This is a genomic window from Gordonia sp. DT218, assembly GCF_049847105.1.
Taxonomy (GTDB): domain Bacteria; phylum Actinomycetota; class Actinomycetes; order Mycobacteriales; family Mycobacteriaceae; genus Gordonia.
Genome location: NZ_JBNCNS010000002.1, coordinates 236,555 through 251,281 on the forward strand (window position 1 = coordinate 236,555; position 14,727 = coordinate 251,281).

General features: G+C 66.1%; 11 protein-coding genes and 1 pseudogene. 2 read left to right on the forward strand and 10 right to left on the reverse strand.

Annotated elements, in window-relative coordinates; translation table 11 throughout:
* Window positions 1-579 (forward strand): 50S ribosomal protein L5, encoded by a 579-nt coding sequence (gene rplE, locus ACPXCG_RS07760; protein WP_425790775.1) that lies wholly within the window; start codon window positions 1-3, stop codon window positions 577-579.
* Window position 580: 1 nt separating this feature from the next.
* Complete coding sequence (locus ACPXCG_RS07765; protein WP_161062092.1) at window positions 581-766, forward strand: type Z 30S ribosomal protein S14; 186 nt, start codon at window positions 581-583, stop codon at window positions 764-766.
* Between the two features lie 115 nt (window positions 767-881).
* On the opposite strand, the gene ACPXCG_RS07770 is transcribed toward ACPXCG_RS07765, so the two are convergent.
* The 10 genes and pseudogenes from ACPXCG_RS07770 to ACPXCG_RS07815 all read right to left on the reverse strand — a co-directional run.
* Window positions 882-1,481 (reverse strand): DUF4262 domain-containing protein, encoded by a 600-nt coding sequence (locus tag ACPXCG_RS07770; protein WP_425790778.1) that lies wholly within the window; start codon window positions 1,479-1,481, stop codon window positions 882-884.
* Between the two features lie 69 nt (window positions 1,482-1,550).
* The gene (locus ACPXCG_RS07775; RefSeq protein ID WP_425790780.1) at window positions 1,551-4,847 is read right to left on the reverse strand and encodes a helicase HerA domain-containing protein; all 3,297 of its coding nucleotides are present in this window, start codon (window positions 4,845-4,847) and stop codon (window positions 1,551-1,553) included.
* On the reverse strand, window positions 4,847-5,524 hold the full coding sequence (locus tag ACPXCG_RS07780) for a MarR family transcriptional regulator (protein WP_425790782.1): 678 nt from the start codon (window positions 5,522-5,524) through the stop codon (window positions 4,847-4,849). The genes ACPXCG_RS07775 and ACPXCG_RS07780 overlap by 1 nt, the downstream gene beginning before the upstream one ends.
* A gap of 198 nt (window positions 5,525-5,722) precedes the next feature.
* Window positions 5,723-6,943, reverse strand: coding sequence for a nitrate/nitrite transporter (locus ACPXCG_RS07785; protein WP_425790784.1), 1,221 nt, complete (start codon window positions 6,941-6,943; stop codon window positions 5,723-5,725).
* Window positions 6,940-7,686: a respiratory nitrate reductase subunit gamma gene (gene narI / locus ACPXCG_RS07790; protein ID WP_425790786.1), complete on the reverse strand. Its 747-nt coding sequence runs from the start codon at window positions 7,684-7,686 to the stop codon at window positions 6,940-6,942. Before narI ends, ACPXCG_RS07785 begins: the two co-directional genes overlap by 4 nt.
* A 7-nt stretch (window positions 7,687-7,693) precedes the next feature.
* Window positions 7,694-8,341: a nitrate reductase molybdenum cofactor assembly chaperone gene (gene narJ, locus ACPXCG_RS07795; RefSeq protein ID WP_425790788.1), complete on the reverse strand. Its 648-nt coding sequence runs from the start codon at window positions 8,339-8,341 to the stop codon at window positions 7,694-7,696.
* Window positions 8,338-10,002, reverse strand: a complete 1,665-nt coding sequence (gene narH / locus ACPXCG_RS07800; protein ID WP_425790790.1) for a nitrate reductase subunit beta — start codon at window positions 10,000-10,002, stop codon at window positions 8,338-8,340. The genes narJ and narH overlap by 4 nt, the downstream gene beginning before the upstream one ends.
* Window positions 10,002-13,724: a nitrate reductase subunit alpha gene (locus ACPXCG_RS07805; protein WP_425790791.1), complete on the reverse strand. Its 3,723-nt coding sequence runs from the start codon at window positions 13,722-13,724 to the stop codon at window positions 10,002-10,004. The genes narH and ACPXCG_RS07805 overlap by 1 nt, the downstream gene beginning before the upstream one ends.
* A 163-nt stretch (window positions 13,725-13,887) precedes the next feature.
* On the reverse strand, window positions 13,888-14,217 hold the full coding sequence (locus ACPXCG_RS07810; RefSeq protein ID WP_425792072.1) for a cupin domain-containing protein: 330 nt from the start codon (window positions 14,215-14,217) through the stop codon (window positions 13,888-13,890).
* Between the two features lie 240 nt (window positions 14,218-14,457).
* Window positions 14,458-14,580 (reverse strand): annotated as a pseudogene (locus tag ACPXCG_RS07815) (PQQ-dependent sugar dehydrogenase); the annotation flags it as partial.
* Window positions 14,581-14,727: the final 147 nt, after the last annotated feature.

Genomic DNA, 14,727 nt, shown 5'->3' on the forward strand with positions numbered 1-14,727 from the left:
ATGACCACTACCGAAAATGTCCAGCCTCGGCTGAAGACGCGCTACCGCGAGGAAATCAAGGACGCGCTCAACAAGGAATTCACCTACGACAACGTCATGCAGATCCCCGGCGTGGTCAAGGTCGTGGTGAACATGGGTGTGGGCGACGCCGCCCGCGACGCCAAGCTGATCAACGGTGCGGTCGAGGACCTCGCCCTGATCACGGGTCAGCGGCCGGAGATCCGTCGCGCCCGCAAGTCCATCGCGCAGTTCAAGCTGCGTGAGGGCATGCCGATCGGTGCCCGCGCCACGCTGCGCGGTGACCGGATGTGGGAGTTCCTGGACCGACTCGTGTCCATCGCACTCCCGCGTATCCGCGACTTCCGCGGACTGTCGGATCGTCAGTTCGACGGCAACGGCAACTACACGTTCGGCCTGAACGAGCAGTCGATGTTCCACGAGATCAACATCGACAGGATCGATCGGCCGCGGGGTATGGACATCACTGTCGTCACCTCGGCCACCACCGACGACGAAGGCCGCGCACTGCTTCGCGCGCTGGGCTTCCCGTTCAAAGACAACTCCGTGAAGGACAACTGACATGGCAAAGAAGGCTCTGGTCAACAAGGCCAACAAGAAGCCCAAGTTCGCCGTGCGGGGCTACACCCGGTGCAACCGTTGCGGCCGTCCGCACTCGGTGTTCCGCAAGTTCGGCCTCTGCCGTGTGTGCCTGCGCGAGATGGCACACGCCGGTGAGCTTCCGGGCGTGCAGAAGTCCAGCTGGTGACTTCCCTCCCGATTTTGTAGTACCGACACGCATCTTTCGCGTGTGAGTGCTACGGATTCAACGGGTTTGACGAACGGCCCCACCTCTCAGGCGAGAGGTGGGGCCGTTCGTGCGTTCAGCGCCTGCGAAGTGCGGCTCTGCGCTGCGCCCGGTTGGGTCCGGGCCCACGGCTGATCACCCGCTGTGCGCGGACGCGGTCCGCGCCCGTCCCGGCAACGCCTTTCAGCTTCTGATCGAGCTCGGCGAGCGAATAGCCGTCGTCCCACGGGTATTTCCCGAAGTCATCGGCCCAGACCGCCTGCAGTGCCGGCGCGTCCGGGAACAGCTCGCCTGTCACGATCAGATCGTCCTTGTCGATCATCTCGATGACGCGAACCGGGACCTCGAGCGAGCTGACCGTGATGTCGACACCTCGATCGACCGCGTCCCGCCAGTCGTAGGTGTGGAAGATGTCGCCCAGCTCGTTGAGCAACTCCCGGCTCGTCCAGGCGTCGAGCCCGTAGACGGCGAGTTCCGGGATGCTGTGCAGGCCCATCCCCGAGGTGTACGCGAAGGAGCAATCCGGCGGATGGCACTCGTCGGACCGGCACGAGCATTGCTCACTGATCGCGGTCACCGCCCATCCGTGTGCTCGGATTCGGTTGATCGTGTCCTGAACCAACGGGTTCGGATGCCAGCGGCGCAGTCCCCGGATGGCGGCGGCATGGTCGGACATGATTCGCTCCTTTGTTCGAAGATGTCCTCGAGTAGAGCAAACGGGTCCGACAGAACCGAAAGCCGCAGGTCAGCGGTCTCCTCGGGCGATGGCGACGACCTCGTCCTCCGTCGGCGGACTCTTCGGATGGTACGAGAGGCACAGGGGAGTCTGCGTCTTCGCGAACCCCCCGCCGTCGAGAGCCGTGTAGAACACGCCCGTCGACAGCCGTCCTACATCCGGGATGACGCTGCCCTTGGTCTTGGCGATCCCCTGGGCCGCGGAGATCTGGGCGGGGGAGTTGAGGAGGCCGAAGAACTGGGTCGACGCATTGCCGGGGATCTTGTTGTCCAGTCCTTTCGGCGCCTGGGTGGCGAAGACGAGGCCCAGTCCGTACTTGCGGGCCTGGGACACCAGGGCGAGGGTGCTCTGGGTGCACGCCGTCATCCGGTCCGACGGCGCATAGTTCTGCGCCTCGTCCATCACGAAGAGCCCGCCGAGCGGTCGCTGTGCCGCCGGGTTCTTCTTGATCCATGCGAACAGGGCCATCTGCAACTCGTTGACGAAGTTGTTGCGCTTGTCGTCGCTGCTCAGTGCCGCGAGGTTGATCACCGACACCCGCGCCCGGAAGCCCGGCGACGGCGTGAGCAGCAGGCCGGGGTCCGCCGGGTCGCCGTGCCCGCCGAACAGAGGATCGTTCGCGCGTGCCGCCTTCAGGTTCTCGGCGATCTCACCGGCGAATTTGTGCGCGTTCATCAGCCCGCTCACCTCGTCCGGCAGATCGGAGAGCACGTCGATGAAGTCGGAAATGCCACCGCCGCCGTGCCTGCCGAAGTACCGGAGCGCATCGTGCAGGACCGCGCGCGACTGCACCGACTTGGCGGTCTTGCCGGCCACCATCGCCCTGGGGATGAGACCGGCCGCCGCGGATTCGACCGCCGCGGTGAATTCGTCCGCGTCGTCGAGGACGCCGGCGAAATCCGGCAGTGGACGAAAGCTCAGGGGTCTGCCGTTGCTGCGGCCAGGGGTGAAGACGACGACTTCGGTGCCGGCGAGGTAGTCGGCCGCCTTGCGCCTGTCATCGGGGCGCCTGTCATCGGGGCGCTCGTCGTCCCTGTGCCAGTCGCGGGTGCCCGGCGGCCACGCCGTCCCCAGACGTGCGAGATCGTTGTTCACATCGAGGACGATCGAGGAGACACCTTGCAGGGCAGCCTCTTCGACGATCCGACGGATCAGCACGGTCTTCCCCGAGCCCGAACCGGCGAAGATCGCGGTGTGCTTGCGGAGGGCCTCGAGGCCGATGTGCACGGGACGTCCGTCACCGACCACGGACCCGAGCGGGATGGCGGTGCCTTCCGGTGCCGTCGCGCGGGTGCGCTGCGGTGCTGCCACACCCGGTGCCCCCGAAACCTTTGGAGGCGAGCCCTTTACGGAAGAGAATGCGCCGAGGACGACATTCTGGGCGATCTCGCTGAGTGCGGGGACGGCATAGCGGTCGACGGGGCGGGTCGATTCGGGCGCGGTCCAGCCACGAGGGCTCTGGGGCCGCTCGGCAGGGGTGGGGCCCGGGACAGGTTCCAGGCCTGGTGGTGGTGCGTCGACGGTCGGTTCGAGGATCTCCTTGATGAAGCCGACCCGGGCCGCGGGGTTGCGTCGCGCGATCCATTCGGTGAGGAATTCCGAACGCTCCGAACGTAACCGGTCCAGCGCGGACAGCACCCGGATGTCCTCATCGGTCCAGGCGATCACCCGGCCGCCGCGTTGCTCGAACTCGGCCACCATCTCCTGGGTCCTGGCGCCCGACGGCCAGGGCCCGCGCCGGAGCACGATGAGTGCACGGGCCGCACTCCCACGCGAGAGTCCGGCCGCGGTCGTCGCGTTCGCCAGTCGGGCCTGCACCGCGCGGTGATGTGAGGCCGAGAGCCCGCGAAACGCCCACGACTGTTCGGCATCGGTCTCCGGGTCGAGGATGCGCCGGATACGCCCGTGGAGAACGGCTTTGGGGCTGGGCTTCGGATCCTGTTTGAAGGCGGTGCCGGCGTCTCCGAGTGCGTCGATCCACGAAGCCAGGCCCGCCTGGAGCAACGGCGGGACGACGCGATCCTCGCTCTCCAGGGCCACGGCCGGTGCCGGGTCGGCCGCGTCGAGCAGCTCGTCGAAACGCCGATCGAGTTGCACGAGCGCGGGATTCTCGTCCGACTGCGACATGGTCTCGAGCGGTTGATCTGCGGTCAGCGACGTCATCTCGGCGAAGGTGTCGGCGCGCAGGCAGGCGCCGATATGACGGTCGGCGGTGCGCATCAGTTCGCGGGGCGTGAAGTCCACCGACGCCGCGAGCGCCCGGTCGGTGACCGGCCATGTCGGGTAGGGAGGGCGGAAGCCGACCTCGGCGAAGCATGGTGCAAAACGCTTGGCCAGCAACGCGCGTCCGAAGTCAGCGGTCGATGGCCGTTGCAGGTGTGGTGGTTGGCGGAACCGGTCGGTCGCCGACGCCATGACCCGGTTCTCCAGATAGTCCCAGGCGGCCGTGATGCACGAGACCACCGCCGCCGTGCGGCTCATCGTCTCGCGGATCGACATGAGGCCGTGGGCAACCTTCTCGACGGCGTTCTCGTCGTGGCGGTTCTCCGACTTCGCGGCCTCGATGAGCGTGTCGATCTGGTCGATGGCGAGCACCGACGCGTTGTCGAAGGCGATGATCCGAGAGATGTTCTCGACGATCTCGTGGTAGCCGAGTCGGGCGTTGCGGATGCCCCAGACGGCCAACTCCTGCCCGTCGTCGATGTCGAGGTGCAGAAACGCCTCGCCGAGATCCTTGGTGGCGAAATCGTCTGCCTCGGTCAGCACCAGCGCGCGCAGGATGTGCTGAGACCTGCGGCGGTGTCGAGAGTGCTTGGTGTACACCGATGTGATGAACCGGTCGAGGATCTTCGGGGTCACCTCGGTGGTGCCCGTCACGGCTTCCAGATCGTCGGCCGTGACCCCGGTGTCGCGGCCGAGTCGGTCGAGGAGCTGGGCGAGTTGGGATCGGTGGGTCGGGGTGGGGCGACTCAGGTCCTCGAGCATGGCGACCAGCACCGAACGCCAGAAGTCCTCACCGTCCAGGAGTTTGACGAGAAAGAAGTATCCGCCGGCCGCCTGCACTCGTTCGCGCACCTGGCCGAGCAGATGGGTCTTGCCCGCGCCTGCCGGTCCCCGTACGGCCACCCCGAGCGGACTCGCACCACTGCTGCGCCTGGCGTCGTCGAAGGCGCGGACGATCTCGTCGACGGTGGGCTCGTGCAATCCTCGGACGTGCAGTGGCGCCTGCGATCCCCAGACGTCGTCGGGGGTGGCGGCCCAGTCGAGTCGGATCGATTCGAGCGCCTGCCGGGTGGGTTCTTCCATCAGAGGTCCTCGATCGCGAAGAGATGGCACAGCTGGGTGCCGACCCGGACCGCGGCCGACCGGTCGGCGTCGGTCAGCAGCATCTGGTCCTCCTGCGGGATGAGACTCACGCCCGGTCGCCGCTGCAGGCGTACGAGGGCGTCGTCGAGCGCGGCTGCGCCGACTGCGGGGAGGCGGGCGCGCAGCGTGGTCATCGGCACCCAGGCGCCGGGCCGCCCGCGCGCAGAGTCCGCATAGGCGGCACGGATCCGTCGGTCGATGTCGTCGTCGGGCGCGGTGGGTTGTGTCTGCGCCGCGACGGGCACCGGTGCCGGCCCCGGATCAGGTGCCGGCGGTCGGAACACCTCGTGCAGGCGCAGGTCGTCGGCGGCCAGGTACCGCCCGATCCCGGCCATGACCGCGTACAGCGCACGAATCGGCGGCTGCGCGCCCTTGGGTGGCGTCTCGTCGAGTTCTCGTGCACACCAGGCCCACCCGCGATCGGTCAGGCTGTGTACCCAGCTGTTGCGTGGTCCCTTCGCCGATTCGATGAGACCGAGGTCGTTGAGCTTCTGCCGACTCGGGCGGGTCAGTTCGGGCGCGAGCGCCCGGAGCTCCGGATTGGGGACATCTCGTGCCTGCGACATCAGCACGAACAACACAGCGCTCTGCGACGGCGTCAGCGGATGGTGTTCCAACGTCAGTGGCTCCTCGAGGCGGCCGGCGGCATGGGTGCGGCGGACATCGTTGAGGAATATATCGGTACGTGCCGACCTCGGCTCGGGCCGAGGGGCTCGGGGGACGCGCCGCGATCGCAGCGCGACCTCATTCCATTCCCGCGACCTCGACCGACGTCGCGGGAACGAGATGAGATCGCGGGAAAATGAACGCGCGCGTCACCCGGAGGACAGTGCGTCCGGCTTGCGCTTGATCCCGAAGATCGTGAACAACGCGGCCCCGGTCGCGAACACGACGAGCAGTGTCAGTCCGATGGTGTAACTGTGCTCGGCAGCGTTGTAGGTCGCGCCCATCACCATCGGCGGGAAGAAGCCGCCCATCCCGCCCGCTGCGCCGACGATGCCGGTCACCGATCCGACGCGTTCGGGAGGCGAGGCCTGCGCCACCCAGGCGAACACCGAGCCCGACCCGAGACCCATGCAGGCCGCCATCAACACGAAGTTGATGCCGGCGGGGATCTCCAGTGGCGGCTCGGTGATCATCCAGATCGCCAGCACCGCGGCACCGGCACACGAGATGAGCGTGATCAGGCGGGGGCCGAAACGGTCGGAGAGCACACCGCCGATCGGGCGGGCGATGACGGCTGCGACGGCGAATCCGGCGGTGCGGGTTCCCGCGGCCTGCAGGTCGAAGTCGTAAATGTCCTTGAGGTATGTCGGGAGGTAGGTCGAGAACGCGACGAAACCACCGAAAGTCGCCGCGTACAGCAACGACATCTGCCAGGTGATCGGCAGTTTCGCGGCGGCAATGAGTTTGGGTGTCACCGCCGCGCGGTTCGGTTGCCACCCGGGGGAGTCGTGCATGAACATCCAGACGAGGACGGCCACCACCACCAGAGCGATCGCGATGATCACGTGAGTGGCGACGTAACCGAACCAGCTCACGAAACGGGGTGTGAAGAACGCCGACAGCGCGGTTCCGCCCATGCCTGCCCCGAAGATGCCGGTCGCGAAACCGCGTTTCGACGGCTCGTACCAGGCGTTCACGAATGGGATGCCGACGGCGAACGTGGTACCCGCGATGCCGAGGAAGAATCCGACGATGAGCATCATCGGGTACGAACCGAGTTCGCCTGCCACTGCGACGAGTACGACGAAGGGCGCCGTCGCGACGAGGAGGATGGGGAACATCAGACGCCCCCCGAATCGGTCGGTGAGGGCCCCGGTCAGGATGCGTCCGAGTGAGCCGACGACGATCGGTATCGCCACCAGGACCGACTTCTGCGTGGACGACAGGTCGAGGTCCTCGGCATACCGGACGCCGAGTGGCGCGATCAGGTTCCACGCCCAGAAGCTGATGCAGAAGGCGAGGGTCGCGAGTGCGAGATTCAGCGTCTGGCCCGCGCGAAGTGCGGCCGGTGTCGATGTTGCGGTGGTCATCGTTGCCGATCCTTGGTTCCGACGGGCGCCCAACCGGGCCGGGACGTGCGACTACCGGGAGCCGCTGCAGCATCTCGGCTCCGGTAGACGATGTAGGGCCGGAACAGGTAGTGCACCGGCGCGGTGAAGGCGTGGACGAGGCGCGTGAACGGCACCATCGCGAACACGAGCATCCCGACGAGGACGTGGATGTGGAAGCGCAGCGGCGCCTCGCTCATCGCGTGGACGTCGGGCTGGAGAAAGAAGATCGACCGGAACCACGGTGCGACCGTTTCGCGATAGTTCACTCCCTCGGCACCCGGAACGGTGCCGATCAGCGTGATGAAGAGGCCGAGGACCAGTGCTGCGGTCAGGACGATGTACATCACCTTGTCGTTGTTGGTGGTCGCCATGAACACGGGCCCCGAGGTGCGGCGCCGGTAGATCAAGATCGCCAGCCCACCCAGAGTGGCCACGCCGGCGATCAGTCCGAACCCGGCCGCGACCACGTGGTACATGTGTTCAGACACACCGACTGCCTCGGTCCATGATTCTGGGATCACCAAACCCATTGCGTGCCCGATGATCACCACCAGGATGCCGAAGTGGAACAGGGGAGACCCGATGCGCAACAGGCGCGACTCGTAGAGCTCCGAGGAGCGTGTCGTCCAGCCGAATTTGTCGTAGCGGTACCGCCAGATGGTGCCGCCGATGAGCAGCAGCAGTGTCACGTACGGCAGCACACCCCACAACACCACGGCCATGACTTCATCACCTCGTTCCGGCGATCGGGAGCAGCCTCGGATCGAACGGTTCGAGCCCGACCGACTCGGTGGGCGGTGGCGCCCCTTGCATGGCCATCACGGCCCGACGGTCGGCCGGCGATTCGCCGGGCAGCGTTGCGCACACGGCGGTGAGGACGTCCACGTAGGGAGTCTGTCGATCCACGAGTGATAGCCGCAGGAGTTCGAGGGCGGGCCGATGCTCCTGCAGCAGTTCGCTGCCCGCTTGGGGATCGACGCGAGCCGCGAACTCCAGGACGATCGGCAGGTGGTCGGGGAGTTCGCCGCGCAGGTCGACCAGGAATCCACTGTCCCGGTAGCGTTGCTTGAACAAACCGAGCGCGGTGCCACGTCGCCGGGTGTCGCCGGCGGTCCAGTAGGACAGGTACAGCGTGTGCTTGCGGGATAGATCGAACAGATCGGTGTATTCCTGTCGTAGCATTTTCGGCTCGGAATCCCGCAGGTGCGCGACGAAGGACCGGAGCCCGGTGATCGCCTCGTCGGCCGGCTGCTCGCCCAGTGCGGCATCGATGAGCGGAACCATGGCGATCATCTCGTCGTCGGGGTACCCGAGACACACCGACGCCACCTGGCGGACAACCGCATGATCGGACGTGCGGTGACGTGGGAATCTCATCGTCCCTCCGATCGGTGCGGGAACATGCCGTCGGGAACCCCGTTGCCGTCCCAGTTGAGCAGGTTGGTCCGACCCGCCATGCTCTCCGAACCCGCTGCGGTGTCGCTGGTCTGGCGTTGCCGCAGGGCATGGAAGGTCTCGACCGAGACCGGAGCCGGCCGGCCGCTCGCCTCGCCGAACGCGCCCGATTCGAACATGCCGGGGCCCTCGTCGTAATCGAGCGAGCAACCGATCTCCTCGAGCTCATGGGCCTGTTCGAGGTGAGCCGTCGGGATCACATAGCGCTCTTCGTACTTGGCGATCGCCATCAGCCGGTACATCTGATAGATCTGTTCCTCGGTCATGCCGACACGTTCGGGGATCGATGGGTCGAGTTCGCGGCCGAGAGTCACGTCGCGCATGTACGCACGCATCGCGGCGAGCTTGCGTAGTACTCCTTCGATCACCGTGCCGTCACCGGCGGTGAACATTTCCGCGAGGTAGTCGACGGGGATGCGTAGGGAGTCGATGGCGCCGAAGAGGTTCCGATGATCCTCGCCGTCATGGCCCTGCTCGGTGAGCAGATCCACGATCGGTGACAGCGGCGGGACGTACCAGACCATGGGCATCGTGCGATATTCCGGATGCAGTGGTAGCGCCACCCGGTACTTCTTGGCCAGGGCGTACACGGGAGAGCGGCGGGCCGCATCGAGCCAGTCGGCCGGGATTCCTTGTGCTCGTGCGGCAGCGATGACCTCAGGATCCTCGGGATCGAGCATCAGATCCAGTTGCGCCTCGTAAAGATCCTTCTCGTCCGGCACCGAGGCCGCCGCGGTGACCGCATCGGCGTCATAGAGGAACAGCCCGAGATAGCGGAGCCGTCCGACGCAAGTCTCCGAGCACACCGTGGGCAGCCCAACCTCGATCCGCGGATAGCAGAGCGTGCATTTCTCGGCCTTGCCGGATTTGTGATTGAAATAGATCTTCTTGTAGGGACATCCGGTGATGCACTGACGCCAGCCACGGCAGCGATCCTGATCGACGAGGACGATGCCGTCCTCGGACCGCTTGTAGATCGCGCCGGACGGGCACGATGCCATACACGACGGGTTGAGGCAGTGCTCGCAGATCCTCGGCAGATAGAACATGAAGGTCTGCTCGAAGCTGAACTTGATCGCATCCTCGGATTCCCGGCGCAGCTTCTCGACGATGGGGTCGAGTCCGCCCATCTCCGGTGCACCGCCGAGATTGTCGTCCCAATTGGCCGACCACGAGACCTTGGTGTCCTCGCCGGTGATGAGCGACTTGGGTCGGGCCACCGGGAAGTCGTCGCCGAGTGGAGCGTCGACCAGGGTCTGATAGTCGTAGGTCCACGGCTCGTAGTAATCATCCAGGGTCGGCTGGACAGGACTTGCGAACAATGTCAACAGTTTCTGCAACCGCCCACCGGTGCGTAACCGCAATTTTCCGCGCTTGTTGAGGTGCCAACCGCCGCGCCACGTCTCCTGATCTTCGTGACGTCGCGGATAACCCTGGCCGGGACGGGTTTCGACGTTGTTGAACCAGACATACTCGGTGCCGGCACGGTTCGTCCACGCCTGCTTGCAGGTGACCGAACACGTGTGGCACCCGATGCACTTGTCGAGGTTCATCACCATGCCCATCTGGGCCATCACCCGCATCAGTACGTCACCTCCTGGCTGCGCTTGCGAATGGTGGAGACCATGTCGCGCTGATTGCCTGCCGGTCCCAGATAGTTGAAGGCGTACGACAGTTGGGCGTATCCGCCGATCATGTGCGTCGGCTTGACGAGAAGCCGTGTCACCGAATTGTGAATACCGCCGCGGCGCCCCGTCGCCTCCGACTTCGGTACATCGATGGTGCGCTCCTGGGCGTGGTGGACATAGCAGACGCCGTCCGGCATGCGGTGACTCACGATCGCTCGGCACACCACCACGCCGTTGGCGTTGACGCATTCGATCCAGTCGTTGTCATGCACATCGATGGAGGCCGCGTCGGCCGGGCTGAGCCATGCGGTCGGCCCGCCGCGCGAGAGTGAGAGCATGAACAGGTTGTCCTGGTACTCCGAGTGGATCGACCACTTGGAGTGTGGCGTCAGATAGCGAACCGTGATCTCCCGGTCGCCGTCGGGACCGAGTTTCGGCTCGCCGAAGAGCCGGTGCATGTCGAGCGGCGGCCGGTAGATCGGTAGCGACTCACCGATGTCGATCATCCAGTCGTGATCGAGGTAGAAATGCATCCGACCGGTGAGGGTGTGGAAAGGCTTGAGGCGCTCGATGTTCACCGTGAACGGCGCGTAGCGTCGCCCGCCGGTCTCCGACCCCGACCATTCCGGTGAGGTGATCACCGGCACGGGGGCCTGCTGCGTGTCGGCGAACCGGATGCGTTTCTCCTCGGACCCCCGGGCCAGATCGTCGAGCTGGAACCCGACCCGCTGTTGGAGGGTACGGAAACCCTGCACGGCGAGTTCGCCGTTCGTGGTTCCGGACAGGGCGAGGATCGCTTCCGCGAGTTTGGCATCGGTATCGATCGCGGGCCGGCCGTCGCCGGCGCCGCCGAGCATCACACCGTTGGACTCGGCCAGTTTCCGGGTCTGGGCGGTGAGCTCGTAGGTCACGTTCTTCACGCTGAAGCCCAGTGAATCGGCGAGTGGCCCGACGGTGCCGAGTTTGTCCGCGATTGCCGTGTAATCCCGTTCCACCACACTGAAGTTCGGCATGTTGCGGCCGGGGTGACCGGGCACCGCCCCGTCGGAGCCCCACCAATCGGCCACCCGGCCATGCGGCTGCGCGATCTCACCGGGAGTGTCGTGCTGGAGCGGCACGCTCACCAGATCGCGTCGCACGCCGAGATGGGTACGCGCCAGTTCGGAGAACTTCGTGGCGAGCAGATGGAACATGTCGAAGTCGGTCTTCGCCTCCCACGGCGGATCGATCGCGGGCGAGAAGGCATGCACGAACGGATGCATGTCCGTCGACGACAGATCGTGCTTCTCATACCAGGTTGCCGCGGGGAACACGACATCGGACAGCAGAGTGGTCGACGTCATGCGGAAATCGGCCGACATCAGCAGGTCGAGTTTGCCCTCCGGGGCCTCGTCGCGCCACGCCACGTCGCGCGGACGCGGAGCATCGGGATTCTCGGTGCCGAGCACGTTGTGATGGGTGCCGAGCAGATTCCGGAGGAAGTACTCGTTGCCCTTCGCCGACGATCCCATCAGGTTCGAGCGCCACAGCACCAGGGTGCGTGGCCAGTTCTCGGCTGCGTCGATGTCGGAGATCGCCGGGGTCAGGGCGCCCGACGTGAGCTCACGCGCCACGTAGCTGCCGATGTTCTCGGCATCGCCGCTGTCGACTGCGGCCTGCGCCGACTCGGCGACGTCGAGGGGGTTGCTCGAGAACTGCGGGTAGAAGGGCATCCAGCCGAGCCGCGCCGATTGTGCGATCGCGTCGGCCGTGTGCTCGTGGTCGAGGACCCCGCGCGACAGCGGGGAGGCCAGGGAGGCAGCCGAATAGCCGTCGTTGCGCCACTGGTCGGTGTGCATGTACCAGTACGACGTGCCGGTCATCGTGCGGGGCGGTCGGGTCCAATCCAGCCCGTTGGCGAGTGAGATCCAGCCGGTGATCGGGCGGCACTTCTCCTGCCCGACGTAGTGCGCCCAGCCTCCGCCGTTGCGGCCCATGCAGCCGGTGAGGATCAACAGCGACAGGATCGCACGATAGGTGGCGTCGCCGTGGAACCACTGACAGATCCCGGCCCCCATGATGATCATCGACCGGCCTTCGGATTCTTCGGCGTTGGCCGCGAATTCGCGCGCGATCCGGATGGCCGCCTCTGCCGGGACGCTGGTGATCTCGGCCTGCCACGCGGGTGTGTACGGGGTGTCGACGTCGTCGTAGCCGCTGGGCCAGTCACCGGGCAGACCGTCCCGGCCCACGCCGTACTGCGCCAGCATCAGGTCGAACACGGTGGTGACGAGGTGTCCACCGACACGGACCGCCGGAACGCCACGATGAAGGACCGACCCACTGCCGTCCGGCGCGTCGAACGCCGGGAAGCTCACCGGCACGGTCTCGGCAGAATCGCCGTACAGGGTCAGAGCTGGGACGACCTCCTCGAGGTCGAGATTCCATCGACCGACACCGGAGTCGGCATACCGGAAGCCCATGGAACCGTTCGGTACCACCGGTCGGCCGGTCGCCTCGTCGAGCACCACCGTCTTCCAGACATCCTCGTCTGCGGCCGTTGTCGCGTCATCTATTTCGTCGGCCGTCAGAAACTTGCCCGGTACGTAGCCCAGTGCCCGGTCACCGTCCCGTTCCTCGAGGTGAATCAGGAAGGGCAGATCGGTGTAGGTGCGGACGTATTCGTCGAAGAACGAGGTGCGTTTGCGCACAAAGAATTCCGTCAGGACCACGTGTCCCATCGCCATGGCGAGCGCGGCGTCGGTGCCTGCCTGCGCGGGCAGCCACTCGTCGGCGAACTTGGTGTTGTCGGCGTAATCCGGGCTGACCGTGACGATCTTGGTGCCCCGGTAGCGGACCTCCGCCATCCAGTGGGCGTCCGGTGTCCTGGTGACCGGCACGTTGGAGCCCCACATCATCAGATACGTGGCATCCCACCAGTCGCCCGATTCCGGCACGTCGGTCTGGTCTCCGAACACCTGCGGGCTGGCGACCGGCAGATCGGCGTACCAGTCGTAGAACGACGTCATCACGCCGCCGATCAACTGGATGAATCGCGTTCCGACGCAATGAGAGACCATCGACATCGCCGGGATCGGGGAGAAGCCCGCACATCGGTCGGGTCCGTAGGTCTTGATGGTGTGTACATGGGCGGCCGCCGCGATCTCGATCGCCTCGTCCCAGGAGACGCGCACCAGTCCACCCTTGCCGCGTGCCTGCTGATAGGACCGGCGTCGCATCGGGTCTCCGACGACGTCGGCCCACGCGAGGACCGGGTCCCCGAGCCGGGACCTCGCCTCCCGGAACATCTCCACGAGCACACCACGCGCGTACGGGTAGCGCACCCTCGTGGGGGAGTAGGTGTACCAGGAAAATGCCGCACCGCGCGGGCATCCGCGGGGCTCGTACTCGGGTCGATCGGGGCCGACCGAGGGATAGTCGGTCTCCTGGGTCTCCCAGGTGATGATCCCGTCCTTGACGTAGACCTTCCAGGAGCACGATCCGGTGCAGTTCACCCCGTGGGTCGACCGCACGATCTTGTCGTGGCTCCACCGATCACGATAGAAGACGTCACCAGAGCGTCCGCCGTGGCGGAACACCGCACGGCCGTCGTCGCTTTCATCCCACCGGGTGAAGAACCTGCCGACGTCCAGCAGAGCCTTCGCCGCTTTGCCGTCAACCCCAGATGATCGGCTCACACTCGAAAACCATACGGTTCTTTGGCCCCGGGGAAGCGAAATGCCGGAAATCGGATGACAAACGCCCCATGTCAGTTCTGTCCATGCACCACTTCACAACTGGTCACTTCACAAGCAGCATTGCCGATCTGTGAGGTTGATGACGAAACGGTGGCGGACGCGATCACCCCGTGATCACGGTCAGCAGGACGGCGGAGTCCTGCTGGGCCGTAAGTCCGTGCCGTTCGGGCGGAATGGCGAGCAGATCCCCGTCGACGCCCTGCCATTGCGCGTCCGACGTCGAGAGGGTCACATGACCCCGCAGCACCTGCAGGCTGGCCTCGCCCGGGCTCTCGTGATCGGTGAGGCCCTGGCCGGCCACCAACGCGATGACCGTCTGTCGCAGGTGATGGTCGGCGCTGCCGTAGAGAGTGTGTGCCGCGCGACCGCTGCGGGCGGAGTGGGCGGTGGTCAGGAGTCGGTCGACAAGTTCGGGAAGGCGGGTGGCGTCCATGACATCAACTGTGGCAGCTGGGCGACCGGTCACACGGTCAGTTGCCGAATCCGGTCGTCGCCCGTCTGGTCTCCCGGCGGGTCGCCCACGGCCGTCGGTGTTGCTGGTGCTGATCCCCAGCGAACCATCGGGGGCGATGAACCGCGCGTCGCCGGGGCCGCCCGCACGCGCCGTGCGCCCTTCCATCTCCGGCCACCCGTGGTTGCCGCCCCGCCGGATGCGGTTGAGCTCGTCCTGACCGAACTCGGTCGCCCACAGACGGCCGCCGCCGTCGAACGCGAGCCCTTCGACGTTGCGGTGCCCGTACGACCAGATCTCGTTCCCGAACGGGTTGTCTGGCGGCGGGCGCCCATCGAAATCCATCCGCACCAATCGGTTGTCGCCTTCGGACGTGTACAGACGAAAACGGCCGACTCGTCACCCGCTGCGACCGACCGGCCCGCGACGGCCCTGCGGTCCGGAACGTCGCCGGTCCATTCCCCGATGGTGCCGGAAATGCCCGGTCTGTGC

Coding starts and splice junctions, on each gene's coding strand:
- rplE (WP_425790775.1), top strand. CDS start 1: ATGACCACTACCGAAAATGTCCAGCCTCGGCTGAAGACGCGCTACCGC.
- ACPXCG_RS07770 (WP_425790778.1), bottom strand. CDS start 1,481: ATGTCCGACCATGCCGCCGCCATCCGGGGACTGCGCCGCTGGCATCCG.
- narH (WP_425790790.1), bottom strand. CDS start 10,002: ATGCGGGTGATGGCCCAGATGGGCATGGTGATGAACCTCGACAAGTGC.
- ACPXCG_RS07810 (WP_425792072.1), bottom strand. CDS start 14,217: ATGGACGCCACCCGCCTTCCCGAACTTGTCGACCGACTCCTGACCACC.
- narI (WP_425790786.1), bottom strand. CDS start 7,686: ATGGCCGTGGTGTTGTGGGGTGTGCTGCCGTACGTGACACTGCTGCTG.
- ACPXCG_RS07775 (WP_425790780.1), bottom strand. CDS start 4,847: ATGGAAGAACCCACCCGGCAGGCGCTCGAATCGATCCGACTCGACTGG.
- ACPXCG_RS07785 (WP_425790784.1), bottom strand. CDS start 6,943: ATGACCACCGCAACATCGACACCGGCCGCACTTCGCGCGGGCCAGACG.
- narJ (WP_425790788.1), bottom strand. CDS start 8,341: ATGAGATTCCCACGTCACCGCACGTCCGATCATGCGGTTGTCCGCCAG.
- ACPXCG_RS07765 (WP_161062092.1), top strand. CDS start 581: ATGGCAAAGAAGGCTCTGGTCAACAAGGCCAACAAGAAGCCCAAGTTC.